This is a genomic window from Flavobacterium sp., assembly GCF_029242675.1.
Lineage (GTDB): Bacteria > Bacteroidota > Bacteroidia > Flavobacteriales > Flavobacteriaceae > Flavobacterium.
The window spans coordinates 1-14,259 of sequence record NZ_JAQWTM010000293.1; the positions used below are offsets into that span (position 1 = coordinate 1).

The window sequence follows — 14,259 nt, forward strand, 5'->3', positions numbered from 1 at the left end:
TTTGGCGGCTTTAGTATATTTACTTCTACTATTTAAATGATCATTTAGCCTGTTTTCAATGCTTTCACACGAACCAGTGTAGTATTTGTCTAAAGTTTTAGAAAAAATAATATAAGTGTAGAACATAGCTCTAAAATAAAAAAACCAAGCCTTATGACGTGGTTTTGTGGAGAATACCGGATTCGAACCGGTCACCCTCCCGAACGCTTTCGGGACACTCTAGTTAATTGAGTTCAGGGATATTAAAAATTCGATATATTTTCTACTTTTCTTTTTTTTGATTTCCATTTCTCTTTGTATAGCTAAGGACCTAGAATCAAAAGTTTCAAAATATACAAGTATCTAATCTTTGGCGGCTTTAGTATATTTACTTCTACTATTTAAATGATCATTTAGCCTGTTTTCAATGCTTTCACACGAACCAGTGTAGTATTTGTCTAAAGTTTTAGAAAAAATAATATAAGTGTGGAACATAGCTCTAAAATAAAAAAAACCAAGCCTTATGACTTGGTTTCGTGGAGAATACCGGATTCGAACCGGTCACCCCTTGCCTGCCAGGCAAGTACTCTAGCCAAATGAGCTAATCCCCCGTATTAGCGCAAATATAATATAATTAGTATTCCAAATAACAATTTTTAAAAAAAGAATCGGTTTCATTTTATATTTTTAACTTTACCTAAAAAATAGCATAATGTCACAAGAAACCATCCAAGGAACCCTAACCACTACTATCGAAAATAAAATTGCAACACTACAATTTGGCCATCCCGCAAGTAATTCTTTTCCCCGTCAATTATTAAATGCGGTAACTAATGAACTCGATAAATTGAGCAATAATGACCAAGTTTCGATCATCATTCTTAAAAGTGAAGGAACAGGAGCCTTTTGTGCTGGTGCTTCTTTTGACGAACTTTTAGCTGTTTCTAATTTAGAGGAAGGAACCGAATTCTTTTCGGGTTTTGCACACCTTATCAACGCCATGCGCCGTTGTACCAAGTTAATCGTTGGTCGCATTCATGGTAAAGCTGTAGGTGGTGGTGTGGGAATTGCTTCTGCTTGCGACTATGCTTTTGCAACAGTTGACGCGAGTATTAAACTGTCTGAACTAGCAATTGGTATCGGCCCCTTTGTTATTGAGCCCGCCGTTAGCCGTAAAATTGGTAAAGTGGCCATGAGCACCATGACTTTAGAAGCGCACGAATGGAAAACAGCAACTTGGGCGTATGAAAACGGACTCTATGCTAAAGTCCTTGAAAACACCACTGAACTTGACATCGAACTAGCTCATTTCACCAAGCGATTGGCTACCTACAATCCTGATTCACTTCTAGAAATGAAAAAAATTATTTGGGAAGGAACCCAGCACTGGGAAACACTGTTGCTAGAAAGAGCGGCCATTACGGGGAAATTAGTGTTGTCTGATTATGCCAAAAATGCCTTAGAGCAGTTCAAAAAGAAATAATCTTTTTTCTTGGAGCTCTTTCCCGTCATCCGCTGTATTCCCGCCTAAAAAAGGCGGGAGATGCCGCTACTACCGGGGCTAAAAACGATCCGAATTCCATTCACGCTATTTCTACTTCATTTCTCGACTCAATTTACTAAATTTGCAGCCAAAATAACATTACAATGAGCAATATCAGAATCACAAAACAATTTAGTTTCGAAACCGGTCACGCCCTTTACGGCTATGATGGGAAATGTAAAAATGTACATGGTCACAGCTACAAATTGTCAGTAACGGTTATTGGTAAGCCCATTACGGATCGTACGAATGTTAAGTTTGGGATGGTAATCGATTTTACCGATTTGAAAAAAATTGTAAAAGAGGAAATCGTAGATGAATTTGATCATGCTACCGTTTTTAACCAAACTACTCCGCATGTAGAGTTGGCACACGAACTCAAAAATCGCGGTCATCACGTTATTTTGGTAGATTACCAACCTACAAGTGAAAATATGGTGATTGATTTTGCTGAAAAAATTAAAAGTAGATTACCGGCAGATATCGCCTTATTTTCCTTAAAACTACAAGAAACAGAATCTTCATTTGCAGAATGGTTTGCAAGCGATAATTTGTAACTCTATACCAACTCCTGACTAAATGCAATTAGCCAACAATAAAAAAGTATATTTCGCCTCAGACCAACATTTTGGCGCGCCTACGCCTGAACTTAGTTTTCCAAGAGAACAAAAGTTTGTCGCTTGGCTTGACGAAGTAAAACAAAATGCTGAAGCTATTTTTTTATTAGGTGATTTATTTGATTTTTGGTTCGAATACAAAACAGTAGTTCCTAAAGGCTTTGTTCGTGTATTGGGTAAATTAGCCGAGATTCGGGATAGCGGAATTCCAATTTACTTTTTTGTGGACAACCATGATTTATGGATGGAGGATTACTTTCAAAAAGAATTGAATATTCCTGTATTTCATGATAACAAAGAGTTCACCTTTGGCAATAAAACTTTTTTGATCGGGCATGGAGATGGCAAAGGACCCGGCGACAAAGGATACAAACGCATGAAAAAAGTGTTTACGAATCCTTTTTTCAAATGGCTTTTTAGATGGATGCACCCTGACATTGGCGTTCGGTTAGCGCAATATTTATCAGTCAAAAACAAACTTATTTCTGGTGACGAAGATGTTACCTTTCTAGGAGAAGATAAAGAATGGCTGATTCTATATTCGAAACGAAAGTTAGAAACGAAACATTATAATTACCTCATTTTTGGTCACCGTCATTTACCTATGAAAGTAAGCGTAGGGGAAAATGCCGAATATGTGAATCTAGGAGATTGGATTACTTATTTTACTTATGCTGTTTTTGATGGCGATACTTTTGAAATAAAAAAATACGAATAGGGTTTCTAATTCATCCCTTCTCCGTGCAAATAGTCTATCATGGAGATGTTGAATAGCGTGCCTTCTACTAAATCTTTTACGGCTGTTAACTCATTCATTGTGACAGCAAGATCAATTTGGGAACATGGTGTGCGTAATAAAAACTTATGGCAACTATTTTTCAAATCACAATTGTCACAGGAGTGATTAGAACGATAACTTTCATCGATGCAATTCTTGAACTGTTTTAGTTCCGGTCGACTAAAGTAAAATCCGGTCTCTCTAAAAATCAATTGGACTTTATCGGTAACAATATCATTCTCCTTTTTCCAAAAGAAAGAGGTACCTGACTCGTTGTGGTAAATTGGTTTTACGGCTTTCATCTGCTAACAGTTTTTAGAAAATATATGTATTATTTATAATTATTCTAAATAAAAAAAACACTAATTACTCTTGGTTTTCGTGGTCATCAATATCTTTTTGTAAATCTAGTTTTCTAAAAGTAGGAGAGAGGATTGCAGTAGTAGCCACTATTAGTAAAGTCATACTTCCTCCAAAAACAACTGCCGTCACTGTTCCCATGAGCTTAGCGGTTAAACCACTTTCAAAGGCGCCCAATTCGTTAGACGAACCCACAAACATTGAATTTACTGAAGCTACACGACCGCGCATGTGATCAGGAGTTTTTAACTGCAAAATCGTTTGGCGAATCACAACGGATATACCATCAAAAACGCCACTCAAGAACAAAGCTGCTAGAGAAACCCAAAAAATAGTTGACAGTCCAAAAACAATGATACAAACACCAAAACCGAAAATGGCAGTTAACAGTTTCATTCCGGCATTTTTACTCAAGGGCACGTAAGCTGTAATTAGCATCGTCAAGAAAGAACCAATGGCGGGTGCTGCTCGTAAAAAACCAAATCCTTCTGAACCCACTTTTAAAATATCTTGCGAAAAAACGGGTAACAAAGCTACGGCTCCACCAAATAATACAGCAACCATATCTAAGGTGATCGCTCCTAAAACGGTTTTGTTATTGAATACGAATTTGATTCCTTCCGTTAAACTTTGCATCACCGGTTCGCCAATTTTAGGATTTAAAATAGGCTTCTTTTCGATTTGTGATAAAGCGATCAAGGCAAATATGGAACAAGCAAATACGGTACACATCGACCAATGCACTCCTATTAATGTGATTGAAAAACCGGCTACTGCTGGCCCAACTACCGAAGCAATTTGCCAAACCGAACTACTCCAGGTGGCGGCATTAGGATATACTTTTTTGGGAACCAATAATGATAAAAGCGAAAATATGGTAGGCCCTAAAAAAGCACGTACCAATCCGCCTAGAAAAACCAAAAAGTAAATCGCATATAATAAAGTTTGAGTAGCATATGAACTAACTACGGATGGCCAAGTCAATAAAAACAACCCAAAACTGATTACGGAGAAGGCTAAAATGCATTTGATAAGCAAGCCCTTTTTTTCTTTTTGATCTACAATATGACCCGCAAATAAGGCTAGGGAAACTGCCGGAATTACCTCCATTAGACCAATAATCCCTAGTGAGAGAGGATCTTTAGTGATACTATACACTTGCCATTCGATTACAATAAATTGCATCGACCAAGCGAAAACCATGGCAAAACGAAGGATTAAAAAAATATTGAATTCTCTATAGCGTAAGGCAGCATAGGGATCTTTTTTCTTCGTGATATCTTTGCTCATTATTTGATATTTTTTAGTCGTAATTGTACTGTTGTTGTTCCTTTCCACTCGTTTTCGTCAATGCAATATACTGCCTGAAAAGGTTGGTGGTTTTTTGTTAATCCTATTTTGTCTCCTAATCCAAAACCGATAGCCGTGATGCCTTCTGAGTTATTTTGTTTGACGAATAATTTTAAATGTTCGTCGTCAGCACCCAAAGTTTTAGCATATCCGGTATCTGTTATATTCTTGGTTAAAAAAACAGGTGTCATGTTTAGTGGCCCAAAAGGCTCGAACTGTTTCAAAAGCCGAATGAGTTTTGGGGTGATATCGGTAAAGTTAATTTCAGCATCGATTTCTATTTCTGGAACACGTAAATTCTCTGGAATAGTATCTTGTACTTGCTTTTCGAACGCTTCTTTAAAAGCTGGATAGTTTTCGGGTTTTATCGTCATGCCCGCAGCATACATATGCCCGCCAAATTGTTCTAAATGTTCCGAGCAAGCTTCAAGTGCATTATACACATCAAATCCTTTTACAGATCGTGCCGATGCGGCATATTTGTCACCACTTTGGGTAAAAACTAAAGTAGGGCGATAATACGTTTCTATCAGTCTTGAAGCAACAATTCCAATAACGCCTTTGTGCCAATTCTCTTGGAAAACGACAGAGGTAAAGCGGTCTTGTTCATTATTCTCTTCTATTTGATTGAAGGCTTCTTTAGTAATTTGTTTGTCTAGATCTTTACGATCGGAGTTGTATTGCTCAATTTCAGATGCAAATTGTTGGGCTTGCTCGAAATTAAATTCGGTTAAAAGTTCCACTGCATGGTTACCATGTTTGATGCGTCCTGCAGCATTAATTCTGGGAGCAATGATAAAGACAACATCGGTAATATCTAGGGTTTGCTTTTTGACTTGATACACTAAAGCTTTGATTCCGGGTCTAGGATTTTCATTGATAACTTGTAGTCCAAAATAAGCTAATACTCGGTTTTCGCCCGTCATAGGAACAATATCTGCTGCAATTGCCGCTGCGACTAAATCTAAGTAAGGAACTAAATCATCGATAGTCTGCTGTCTATTTGAACCTAAAGCTTGAATCAGTTTAAAACCGATTCCGCAACCGCACAATTCATCATACGGATAAGTGCAATCGTCTCTTTTCGGGTCTAAAATAGCGACTGCATCAGGCAGTGTGTTGCCTGGTCTATGGTGATCACAAATAATAAAGTCGATGTTTCGCTCTTTTGCGTAAGCGACATGATCGATTGATTTGATGCCGCAATCTAGCGCTATGATCAATGTAAAACCATTGTCATCAGCAAAATCAATACCTTTAAAGGAAACACCATAGCCTTCATCATAGCGATCCGGAATATAGGTCGCCACTTCAGGATAGTACGTTTTTAAGTAAGAGGAGACAAGAGAAACCGCGGTGGTTCCGTCTACATCATAATCGCCAAAAACCAATATGCGTTCCTGATTTTCAATCGCTTGTTCGATTCTAGCCACTGCTTTGTCCATGTCTTTCATCAAGTACGGATCATGTAAGTGCTCTAGTGAAGGTCGAAAAAACAGTTTGGCATCCTCAAAAGTTTCGATACCGCGCTGCACCAACAGTTGCGCCACAAAATCTTCAACTTGTAAGGCTTGCGCCAAATGTTTGATCTTGTCTTCGGAAGGTTTCGGTTTGATTGTCCAGCGCATAATTGATAATGTAAAGTAACCTTTTGATTATTTTGAAGTCAGTGCTTCACCGTAGAACGCAATTCCGTCCCAGCCGGATTTCATGAAATTACGAATATTTTGATGGTTTGTTCCTTCTGGATCTCCTAAAACCTCTTCGCGATAATACGCTCCAAAGCAAGACAAGGTAGACTCTTCAGACAATTTTTGTAACTCTGCGAAAGCAAATATCTTGCACGAACCAGAGTTTTCACCTGCGGCATTGTGTAGCAAACCGTTCTCGAAAGCGGTAGGAGAGAAGTCGTAATTACCCTCAATTACTACAATGGTTTCTGCGAACGTTATATCTTGAGGAGTTTTATTTAATTTTTCTAAAAAAGAATCAATATTCATAGGGATAGTTTTTAAAATTGAGAGGCAATGTGGATTGCTGCATTGATGGCACCATCCATATAACCTGGGTTTATTGAGGCCGTTTCAGCCCCTGAAAAATAAAATTTATTGCTGTATAATGGTTTTTTGTAAGCTGCATGACCATTATTTTGATGCGCCATAACCAAGTCTTCGTATGGCAAAAAAGTGAGTTCTGCCTCGCGCCATACTTTTTCATGATAGGCTAGGTAGTTCTCGGCCTCCGGACCAAATAAGGAAGTTAGTTGCTTAATCACTTTTTCTTGACGCGCTGCTAGGGTTAAAGTATGCGATCCACCGTTTAAAAAACCTTTAAGTGCAAAGCCCGTACCATCAAACGTGGTATGATCGTACATTTCCTGTGCAATGCTAGCGTGACTAAATAAGGTGCCTGAAAAGTTTTTCTCCCTCCAAAACGGACTGGCGTATTCTACAGCAAACTTAATTGATTCGCCCATCCAAGTATGAGTTTTTTTAGCTAGTTCTACAAGGTCATCTGCTAAAGTAGGTTCAAACTCAACTGTTTTGATTAGTAGATGAGGTGGTAAAGTTGCTACCACTTTATCAGCAAGAAATTGTTTTCCGTTGGAATCAGTTACTTCTAGCTGATTGCCGAGTTCTTTGATCGCCGTTACTTTAGAGTTGGTTCGAATAGTTTCAATACCAATTTCGGTAACTAATTTGTTAATGAGGGTTTGCGTTCCACCTTGAATTCTATACGAAGGTTCTTCAGAATCTGGAATTTCAAATTTCTGTGGCGGTACGAAAGACATCGTTTCAAAAAGCGAAATCCCTTTAGTATGTTGCTTGAAATAAGGTATTTCTAGTTTGTCTAGCAATGAAAGCAAGGTAGGATGTTGCTTGCTAAACCAAGTCGCTCCCATTTCTATAGTTACACCGCTTGTTCCAGTTATTGTGTTGATTCGGCCGCCAATGCGATCATTGGCTTCCAGAACGAAGGCTTGAATTCCTTTTTGATTTAACAAATAGGCAAGCATTAAACCAGATAGTCCAGCGCCAATTATAATAACCTTTTGATCGTTCATTTTTTATTCTTCCTCTTTTTGGAATTTACTTTTCTTAGCTTCTTTAACTATTGTTTTTCCAGCTACAACCACTACTATTTCTCCTCTAGGTGCTGTTTTTTCAAAATGCGCTAGCACTTCTTTTGCTGTGCCTCTTCGGTTTTCTTCATGAAGTTTTGATAATTCTCTTGAAACACAAATTTGACGGTCTTCACCAAAATAGGTAATGAACTCTGCCAATGTTTTTACTAGTTTATGTGGAGAAACATAAAGAATCATTGTTCGTGTTTCTTCGGCAAGTTCTAAATAGCGCGTTTGACGTCCTTTTTTTTCTGGAAGAAAACCTTCGAATATAAATTTGTCATTTGGTAATCCGCTGTTGACTAAAGCGGGAACAAAAGCGGTTGCGCCAGGTAAACATTCGACTGTGATTCCGTTTTCGACGCAGGCTCTAGTTAATAGAAAACCAGGATCAGAAATAGCAGGAGTTCCTGCATCTGAAATTAAAGCAATCGTTTCTCCTGCTTTTAACCTTGAAATTAAATTTTCAACGGCTTTGTGCTCGTTATGCATGTGGTGACTGTGCATATGTGTCCCAATATCAAAATGCTTCAAGAGTTTGCCGCTGGTGCGCGTGTCTTCGGCCAGAATCAAATCTACTTCTTTTAGAATCCGAATGGCTCTGAAAGTCATATCCTCGAGATTGCCTATGGGTGTGGGAACAATATATAATTTTGACATGTTTTACAACAGTATATTAGGTGTTAGAAAGAGTCAAAAAGCAATTTCTAGTGGTTGTTTTACAAAAACTTCTTCTCGATAATATCCATAAATCGCTCTTCATAATTCTCTTTTCCTTCCCAATTATTGTAGTCAGGTTTCACCATTTCGTCAATGAAGTTCTTGGTTTCGTAGAAATTATCAAAAGTGATAAGTTGGTTTAAAACTCTATTGTAGTCTTCGTCATTGTTGCCAAAAAGATGTTTTACAAAAGCAATGCGATCGTTCAGGTCGATATCAAGTCCTTTTGATAATTTATCATTTAGAGAAACAATTTTGGGAGGAGTAGGGCTTGCCGGTTTCTCTACTTCGGTAACGGTTCGGTCTATTGCAATAGGTTCGTTGATTACCGGTTCAAAAATGGTTTCTACTGGTAAAGGCGCAACATCATCAACTTTTACAAATTGCGGCTCGTTATAATTACCACCAAGTAAATCAGCGAAGGAAATTTGTACCGCAGCTGGCTTAGGAGCCTCAATTTCTTCTTCTTCTGTTTCTTCCTCGGTAAGTTCAAAAGCAGCTGTAAAAGCAGGTTCAAACTCTGTAGTACTTTTTTCTTCTTCCAATAAAGTCGCAATTTCTTCTTCTGCATCTTCGTTATCTGCTGTTACTTCCTCTTCATGCTCTTCTTCGATAACAGCTACGCTTTCTTCTCTAATGTCTGCTTCAAATTTACCTAATTCGGGGTCTTTATCTACCGCAGGGACTTCAATTTTTTCATCTGTTGAAAATTCTGCTGTAGTTTCTGCTACCGGAATTTCAATAGTTTCTTCAATTGCATTTGAAGGCTCTTCTTTTGCTGGAGCAGGAATTTCTTCTGTCATTTCGATTACCGTTTCAACAGGAAGAGATTCTTCTTTGTCGTAGAACGCTTCAATGTCCTTTTCAATTTCAGTCAGTGAAATTGTTGGTTTTGTTGTACCGTATTGTTCTTCAACAAATTTTAGAACAGCCAGTTTTTCATATAACTTTTGCGTTTCAGCATAAAGAACATTGATGTCAGACTTATTCTTAAGTTGTAAAATTCTATGTGCGATGCTAACCAAGTCGGCTTCTAATCTTTTTTTCATAACAGTTGATATCGTAAGTGTGGCGTATGTGTTTCTTGTGTTCGTGTCCTATTTATTTTTCAAATAAGGTCTGAGTAGGAAAGGAGACAATATTTAAATTGAAATAAATGTTCCTAAATCTTTCAATTGATAAAATTTTTCTACTTTTGAGACCATATAAAAAGTATAAAACTATACTCTGATTTATTACAGTACAAAGTAATAAAAACTATTCATTTTTTAAGTTAGAAAAATACAAAATGTTTCTCGAAAATACAGTAAATCACAAAGAACAATTTGGTTGGATCGAAGTTATCTGCGGCTCTATGTTTTCGGGAAAAACAGAGGAGCTGATTCGCCGTTTAAAGCGGGCACAATTTGCTAAACAAAAAGTGGAAATCTTTAAACCGGCCATTGATACCCGATACGATGATGAAATGGTCGTATCACATGATTCAAACGAAATTAGATCTACGCCCGTTCCAGCAGCGGCAAATATCGCTATACTTGCTCAAGGTTGCGATGTAGTAGGAATTGATGAGGCTCAGTTTTTTGATGATGAAATAGTTAAAATATGTAATGACCTAGCCAATCAAGGCATCCGTGTGATTGTGGCAGGATTAGACATGGATTTTAAAGGAAATCCTTTTGGTCCCATGCCGGCGCTTATGGCAACGGCTGAATATGTTACTAAGGTTCATGCGGTATGCACGCGTACTGGAAATCTAGCTAATTATAGTTTTAGAAAAACCGACAGCGATAAACTAGTTATGCTAGGAGAAACGGAAGAATATGAGCCTTTAAGCCGGGCAGCTTACTTTCATGCCATGAAAAAAAACCAAGACGATAAGAATATAGACTAATGTTTTCTCAGGTTTAACGCGTATCTAGAAATTGATTTTATGAACCGGTTAACTACATGGTAAACAAAGTCTAAGTTTTTAATTCAAGGGAGTACCTAGTTGCTTTTTAATGGGAAATCGTAATTCTATAAAAAATAGCGAAAATTTCATAAAACTAAAAAAGGCGCTCCAACGTATATTTGCTATATAATTAATTTAAAATTAAAGGAGATGAAATATATTTATGTGTTACTAGCATCTTTGACAATCGTTTCTTGTCAAAAAAAGGCTGATCAAGCAGGAGTTATTGATGATAAACAAGTTGTTATCGACTCGATGAAAATGGAGATGGTGAAACAAAAAACAATTGATTCTATGAAAATAGAGTTAGCTAAGCAACAAGAAGTGCAAGCAGCAAGCTCAAAAGAAGTAATTGTTGTGAATCAGGCTGCTCCGGCACCTGCTAGAAAAAAATGGAGTAGTACTGCTAAAGGTGCCGTGATTGGTGCTGGAGTGGGTGCTGCAACGGGAGCTATCATAAGCAAGAAAAAAGGAACTGGAGCAATCATTGGTGGATTAGCTGGTGCAGGCGTAGGTGCAGGTACAGGAGCGATTATCGATGGGAAAAAGAACTAAATAAATCCTTTTTATAAAAAGTAAAGGCTGTTTCATTAATTTGAAACAGCCTTTTTTTATGGTAAGTATTTGCTACGCTATTGTAAGCGAATAATTTTTATCGTTTGGGAATTCTCTTTTTTTTCAATTTGCAAATCATACTTACCTTTTAGCGTATCGGTAATAGAATTGAATTGGGCCAGTTTGTATTTTACTTTGTCTAGTTCAACGATTGTTTGCTTGTAAGTATCTGAATTCAGCATCGATCGGATTACACTTTTCTCATTTGCTCCAGCCGAATAAGCATCAAGATTTACGGTCTCCCAAGATTTCTTGTCAATAGTATTTTTATTGGTTGCACAACCACAAAGGATTGGAACGAGCAGAAAAGAGAAAAGTAGTTTCATAGTAAATTGTTTAATATCAATCAGTACACTTTAGATAGGCACTGCTGCCTACAACTAAAGGTACAGATTTTTCTTTCACGTCCATAAAAAAACATTAAAAATTTAAGTGGGTTAAGTTTGACCTTACTTTTTCTTAAACTTTTAATGGTTCTGTGAATATTCGAACTAATCTTATATTTTCTTTCTCATTCTAGCCACGGGAATATCGAGTTGCTCTCTGTATTTAGCGATGGTTCTTCTTGCTATTGGATAGCCTTTTTCTTTGAGTAAATCAGCTAGTTGATCGTCAGGAAGTGGTTTTTTCTTGTCCTCTTCTTCAATTATATTTTGCAATATTTTTTTGATTTCTAAAGTGGATACATCTTCTCCTTGGTCGTTTTTCATGGCTTCAGAGAAAAATTCTTTGATCAACTTGGTGCCGTAAGGTGTTTCTACATACTTGCTGTTGGCAACACGAGAAACGGTCGAAATATCTAGACCAACTATATCAGCGATATCTTTTAAGATCATTGGTTTCAGCTTGGTTTCATCACCCTCTAAAAAATATTCTTCTTGATAATGCATGATAGAATTCATAGTGACAAATAAAGTCTCTTGTCGCTGACGAATGGCATCGATAAACCACTTAGCCGAATCTAGTTTTTGCTTAATAAATTGTACTGCATCCTTTTGAGCACCTGATTTGTCTGATGATGCCTTGTATGTTTGCATCATTTCTTGGTAGTCTTTTGATACGTGCAAGCTTGGTGCATTGCGCCCGTTTAAGGTAAGTTCTAATTCCCCTTCAACTATTCGAATAGCAAAATCAGGAACTACGTTTTCAGTTACTTTATTGTTTCCAGTAAAAGCACCACCTGGTTTGGGATTCAGTTTTTCTATTTCGTGAATCGCTTTCTTTAATTGCTCATTAGAAACGCCATACTTTTGAATCAATTTATCATAATGCTTTTTGGTAAAAGCATCAAATTGATTTTCGATGATGTCGGTAGCTAAGTCAACGGATTCGGTTGGCGTCTTGTGTTTTAGTTGTAGCATTAAGCACTCCTGTAAATCGCGAGCACCCACACCTGACGGTTCTAGTTCATGAATAACATGCAAAATTCGTTCTACAGTTTCTTCGTCGGTATAAATGGCCTGTGTAAAAGCCATATCATCTACAATGTCAGGAATACTGCGACGGATGTAACCCATATCATCAATACTACCCACAAGAAATTCGGCTATATCGCGCTCTCCGTCATCAAGGATAAAAGTATTCAATTGATTAATTAAATCCTGATGAAAACTAATTGGTGAAGCCAATGGTGACTCTCGTTCCTCATCATCATCACTGTAATTATTGGTTTGGGTTTTATAATCAGGAGTATCGTCACTGTTTAAATACTCATCGATATTAATGTCGTCTGACTCCATGCGATCCGCTTCTGCATCATCGTAGTCGTCATAGTCATCATTTTCAAACTCATCTTTTTCGTATTCGTCCTCTTCTTTTCCAGCTTCAAGAGCCGGATTTTCGTTCATTTCTTCCAACAAACGTTGCTCAAAAGCTTGCGTAGGCAATTGAATTAACTTCATCAGCTGGATTTGCTGTGGAGATAATTTCTGTGATAATTTTAAATTTAAGAATTGCTTTAGCATAGAAAAAGTTGCTGAGTTACTTAGTTTCAAAGCGACTAAGTAACGTTTATTGACGATTTATATTTATTAACTAGAAAATTTGTTTAAAAAGGTTAGGTTTAAAGTTGCTCGTGTTTTTAACAACTTAAAGCAAATTTCTAAAACGTAAAGCCTTAGTAACTTAGCGTCTTAGAAACTTTGAATCTTTCATTAGACTCAGAAACTCAGAAACTTTGTGACTTTGCATCTTAAAAACTTTTCCTAAAACTCCGCATTCATAGGTGTTCTAGGGAAAGGAATTACGTCACGTATGTTTGTCATTCCTGTTACAAACAGTACCAGTCTTTCAAATCCTAGTCCAAAACCAGAGTGAACTGCGCTACCGAATCGTCGTGTATCAAGATACCACCATAATTCTTCTTCGTCAATTCCTAAGGCTTTCATTTTTTCAACTAGAACATCAAAACGTTCCTCTCTTTGAGAGCCTCCTACAATTTCTCCAATTCCTGGGAAAAGGATATCCATGGCACGAACTGTTTTTCCGTCTTCGTTCAAACGCATATAAAATGCCTTGATATTTGCAGGGTAATCAAACAAGATCACCGGACATTTAAAGTGTTTTTCTACCAAGTAACGCTCGTGTTCTGATTGTAAGTCAGCGCCCCATTCGTTAATAATGTAGTTGAATTTTTTCTTTTTATTTGGTGTACACTCTCTCAAAATGTCGATTGCCTCCGTGTATGAAACACGTTTAAAGTTGTTGTCTAAAACAAAATTTAATTTGTCAAGCAAAGCCATTTCGCTTCTTTCCGCTTGTGGTTTTGATTTTTCTTCGTCAAGCAATCTTCCTTCTAAGAATTTTAAATCCTCAGGACATTTGTCAAGCGTATATTTAATCACGTACTGAATAAAATCTTCAGCCAGATCCATATTGTCATTCAAATCATTAAAAGCAACCTCTGGCTCAATCATCCAGAATTCTGCCAAGTGGCGAGAAGTATTGGAATTCTCAGCTCTAAACGTAGGTCCAAACGTATATATCTGACCTAAAGCCATCGCAAAAGTCTCTCCTTCTAGTTGTCCTGAAACCGTTAAATTCGTCTCCTTACCAAAGAAATCTTCTCTATAATCAACTTTTCCGTCTTCTTTTCTCGGTGTTCCGTCAAATGGTAAAGCCGTAACCTTAAACATTTCACCAGCACCCTCAGCATCTGCTCCGGTAATTACTGGAGTATGAATATTTATATACCCATTACTATTAAAGTAATTATGTATAGCA

The 14,259-nt window shown here is 37.3% G+C and carries 17 protein-coding genes and 1 tRNA gene; 5 read left to right on the forward strand and 13 right to left on the reverse strand.

Annotated features, from left to right (window positions below; genetic code table 11):
* The 3 genes from P8M54_RS10545 to P8M54_RS10555 all read right to left on the reverse strand — a co-directional run.
* Positions 1 to 126: GIY-YIG nuclease family protein (locus tag P8M54_RS10545; protein WP_300287816.1), on the reverse strand; the 126-nt coding region annotated here is incomplete at its 3' end.
* 216 nt (positions 127 to 342) lie between these two features.
* Positions 343 to 474, reverse strand: a complete 132-nt coding sequence (locus tag P8M54_RS10550; protein ID WP_300287797.1) for a GIY-YIG nuclease family protein — start codon at positions 472 to 474, stop codon at positions 343 to 345.
* A 42-nt stretch (positions 475 to 516) separates the two neighbouring features.
* Positions 517 to 590: transfer RNA gene (locus P8M54_RS10555), tRNA-Ala, on the reverse strand.
* A 101-nt stretch (positions 591 to 691) separates the two neighbouring features.
* Between P8M54_RS10555 and P8M54_RS10560 the strand changes: the two genes are divergently transcribed.
* From P8M54_RS10560 to P8M54_RS10570, 3 genes are all read left to right on the forward strand, one after another.
* Complete coding sequence (locus P8M54_RS10560; protein ID WP_300287798.1) at positions 692 to 1,462, forward strand: enoyl-CoA hydratase/isomerase family protein; 771 nt, start codon at positions 692 to 694, stop codon at positions 1,460 to 1,462.
* Positions 1,463 to 1,626: 164 nt separating this feature from the next.
* Positions 1,627 to 2,079 (forward strand): 6-carboxytetrahydropterin synthase, encoded by a 453-nt coding sequence (locus P8M54_RS10565; RefSeq protein ID WP_300287799.1) that lies wholly within the window; start codon positions 1,627 to 1,629, stop codon positions 2,077 to 2,079.
* A 22-nt stretch (positions 2,080 to 2,101) separates the two neighbouring features.
* Positions 2,102 to 2,857, forward strand: coding sequence for a UDP-2,3-diacylglucosamine diphosphatase (locus tag P8M54_RS10570; RefSeq protein WP_300287801.1), 756 nt, complete (start codon positions 2,102 to 2,104; stop codon positions 2,855 to 2,857).
* Positions 2,858 to 2,862: 5 nt separating this feature from the next.
* On the opposite strand, the gene P8M54_RS10575 is transcribed toward P8M54_RS10570, so the two are convergent.
* The 7 genes from P8M54_RS10575 to P8M54_RS10605 form a co-directional block, all read right to left on the reverse strand.
* On the reverse strand, positions 2,863 to 3,219 hold the full coding sequence (locus P8M54_RS10575; protein ID WP_300287802.1) for a hypothetical protein: 357 nt from the start codon (positions 3,217 to 3,219) through the stop codon (positions 2,863 to 2,865).
* A 64-nt stretch (positions 3,220 to 3,283) separates the two neighbouring features.
* The gene (locus P8M54_RS10580) at positions 3,284 to 4,567 is read right to left on the reverse strand and encodes an MFS transporter (RefSeq protein WP_300287803.1); all 1,284 of its coding nucleotides are present in this window, start codon (positions 4,565 to 4,567) and stop codon (positions 3,284 to 3,286) included.
* Complete coding sequence (gene recJ, locus P8M54_RS10585) at positions 4,567 to 6,255, reverse strand: single-stranded-DNA-specific exonuclease RecJ (protein ID WP_300287804.1); 1,689 nt, start codon at positions 6,253 to 6,255, stop codon at positions 4,567 to 4,569. The genes P8M54_RS10580 and recJ overlap by 1 nt, the downstream gene beginning before the upstream one ends.
* Before the next feature lie 27 nt (positions 6,256 to 6,282).
* Positions 6,283 to 6,627, reverse strand: a complete 345-nt coding sequence (locus tag P8M54_RS10590; protein WP_300287805.1) for a HopJ type III effector protein — start codon at positions 6,625 to 6,627, stop codon at positions 6,283 to 6,285.
* Positions 6,628 to 6,638: 11 nt separating this feature from the next.
* Positions 6,639 to 7,691 carry an NAD(P)/FAD-dependent oxidoreductase gene (locus tag P8M54_RS10595; RefSeq protein WP_300287806.1) on the reverse strand — a complete coding sequence of 351 codons (1,053 nt, stop codon included), beginning with the start codon at positions 7,689 to 7,691 and terminating at the stop codon, positions 6,639 to 6,641.
* 3 nt (positions 7,692 to 7,694) lie between these two features.
* Positions 7,695 to 8,411, reverse strand: coding sequence for a 16S rRNA (cytidine(1402)-2'-O)-methyltransferase (rsmI, locus tag P8M54_RS10600; RefSeq protein ID WP_300287808.1), 717 nt, complete (start codon positions 8,409 to 8,411; stop codon positions 7,695 to 7,697).
* Positions 8,412 to 8,470: 59 nt separating this feature from the next.
* Complete coding sequence (locus P8M54_RS10605; protein ID WP_300287809.1) at positions 8,471 to 9,520, reverse strand: hypothetical protein; 1,050 nt, start codon at positions 9,518 to 9,520, stop codon at positions 8,471 to 8,473.
* 239 nt (positions 9,521 to 9,759) lie between these two features.
* On the opposite strand from P8M54_RS10605, the gene P8M54_RS10610 reads away from it, so the two are divergent.
* Both P8M54_RS10610 and P8M54_RS10615 read left to right on the forward strand, forming a co-directional pair.
* The gene (locus P8M54_RS10610; protein ID WP_300287810.1) at positions 9,760 to 10,362 is read left to right on the forward strand and encodes a thymidine kinase; all 603 of its coding nucleotides are present in this window, start codon (positions 9,760 to 9,762) and stop codon (positions 10,360 to 10,362) included.
* A 210-nt stretch (positions 10,363 to 10,572) separates the two neighbouring features.
* Positions 10,573 to 10,977 (forward strand): YMGG-like glycine zipper-containing protein, encoded by a 405-nt coding sequence (locus P8M54_RS10615; RefSeq protein WP_300287811.1) that lies wholly within the window; start codon positions 10,573 to 10,575, stop codon positions 10,975 to 10,977.
* Positions 10,978 to 11,054: 77 nt separating this feature from the next.
* Here the strand turns inward: P8M54_RS10615 and P8M54_RS10620 are convergent, their stop codons facing one another.
* The 3 genes from P8M54_RS10620 to asnS all read right to left on the reverse strand — a co-directional run.
* Positions 11,055 to 11,363 carry a hypothetical protein gene (locus P8M54_RS10620; RefSeq protein WP_300287812.1) on the reverse strand — a complete coding sequence of 103 codons (309 nt, stop codon included), beginning with the start codon at positions 11,361 to 11,363 and terminating at the stop codon, positions 11,055 to 11,057.
* 171 nt (positions 11,364 to 11,534) lie between these two features.
* Positions 11,535 to 13,001 (reverse strand): RNA polymerase factor sigma-54, encoded by a 1,467-nt coding sequence (gene rpoN, locus P8M54_RS10625; protein WP_300287814.1) that lies wholly within the window; start codon positions 12,999 to 13,001, stop codon positions 11,535 to 11,537.
* A gap of 240 nt (positions 13,002 to 13,241) precedes the next feature.
* Positions 13,242 to 14,259 (reverse strand): asparagine--tRNA ligase (gene asnS, locus P8M54_RS10630; RefSeq protein WP_300287815.1); only part of this gene is annotated, 1,018 nt, incomplete at its 5' end.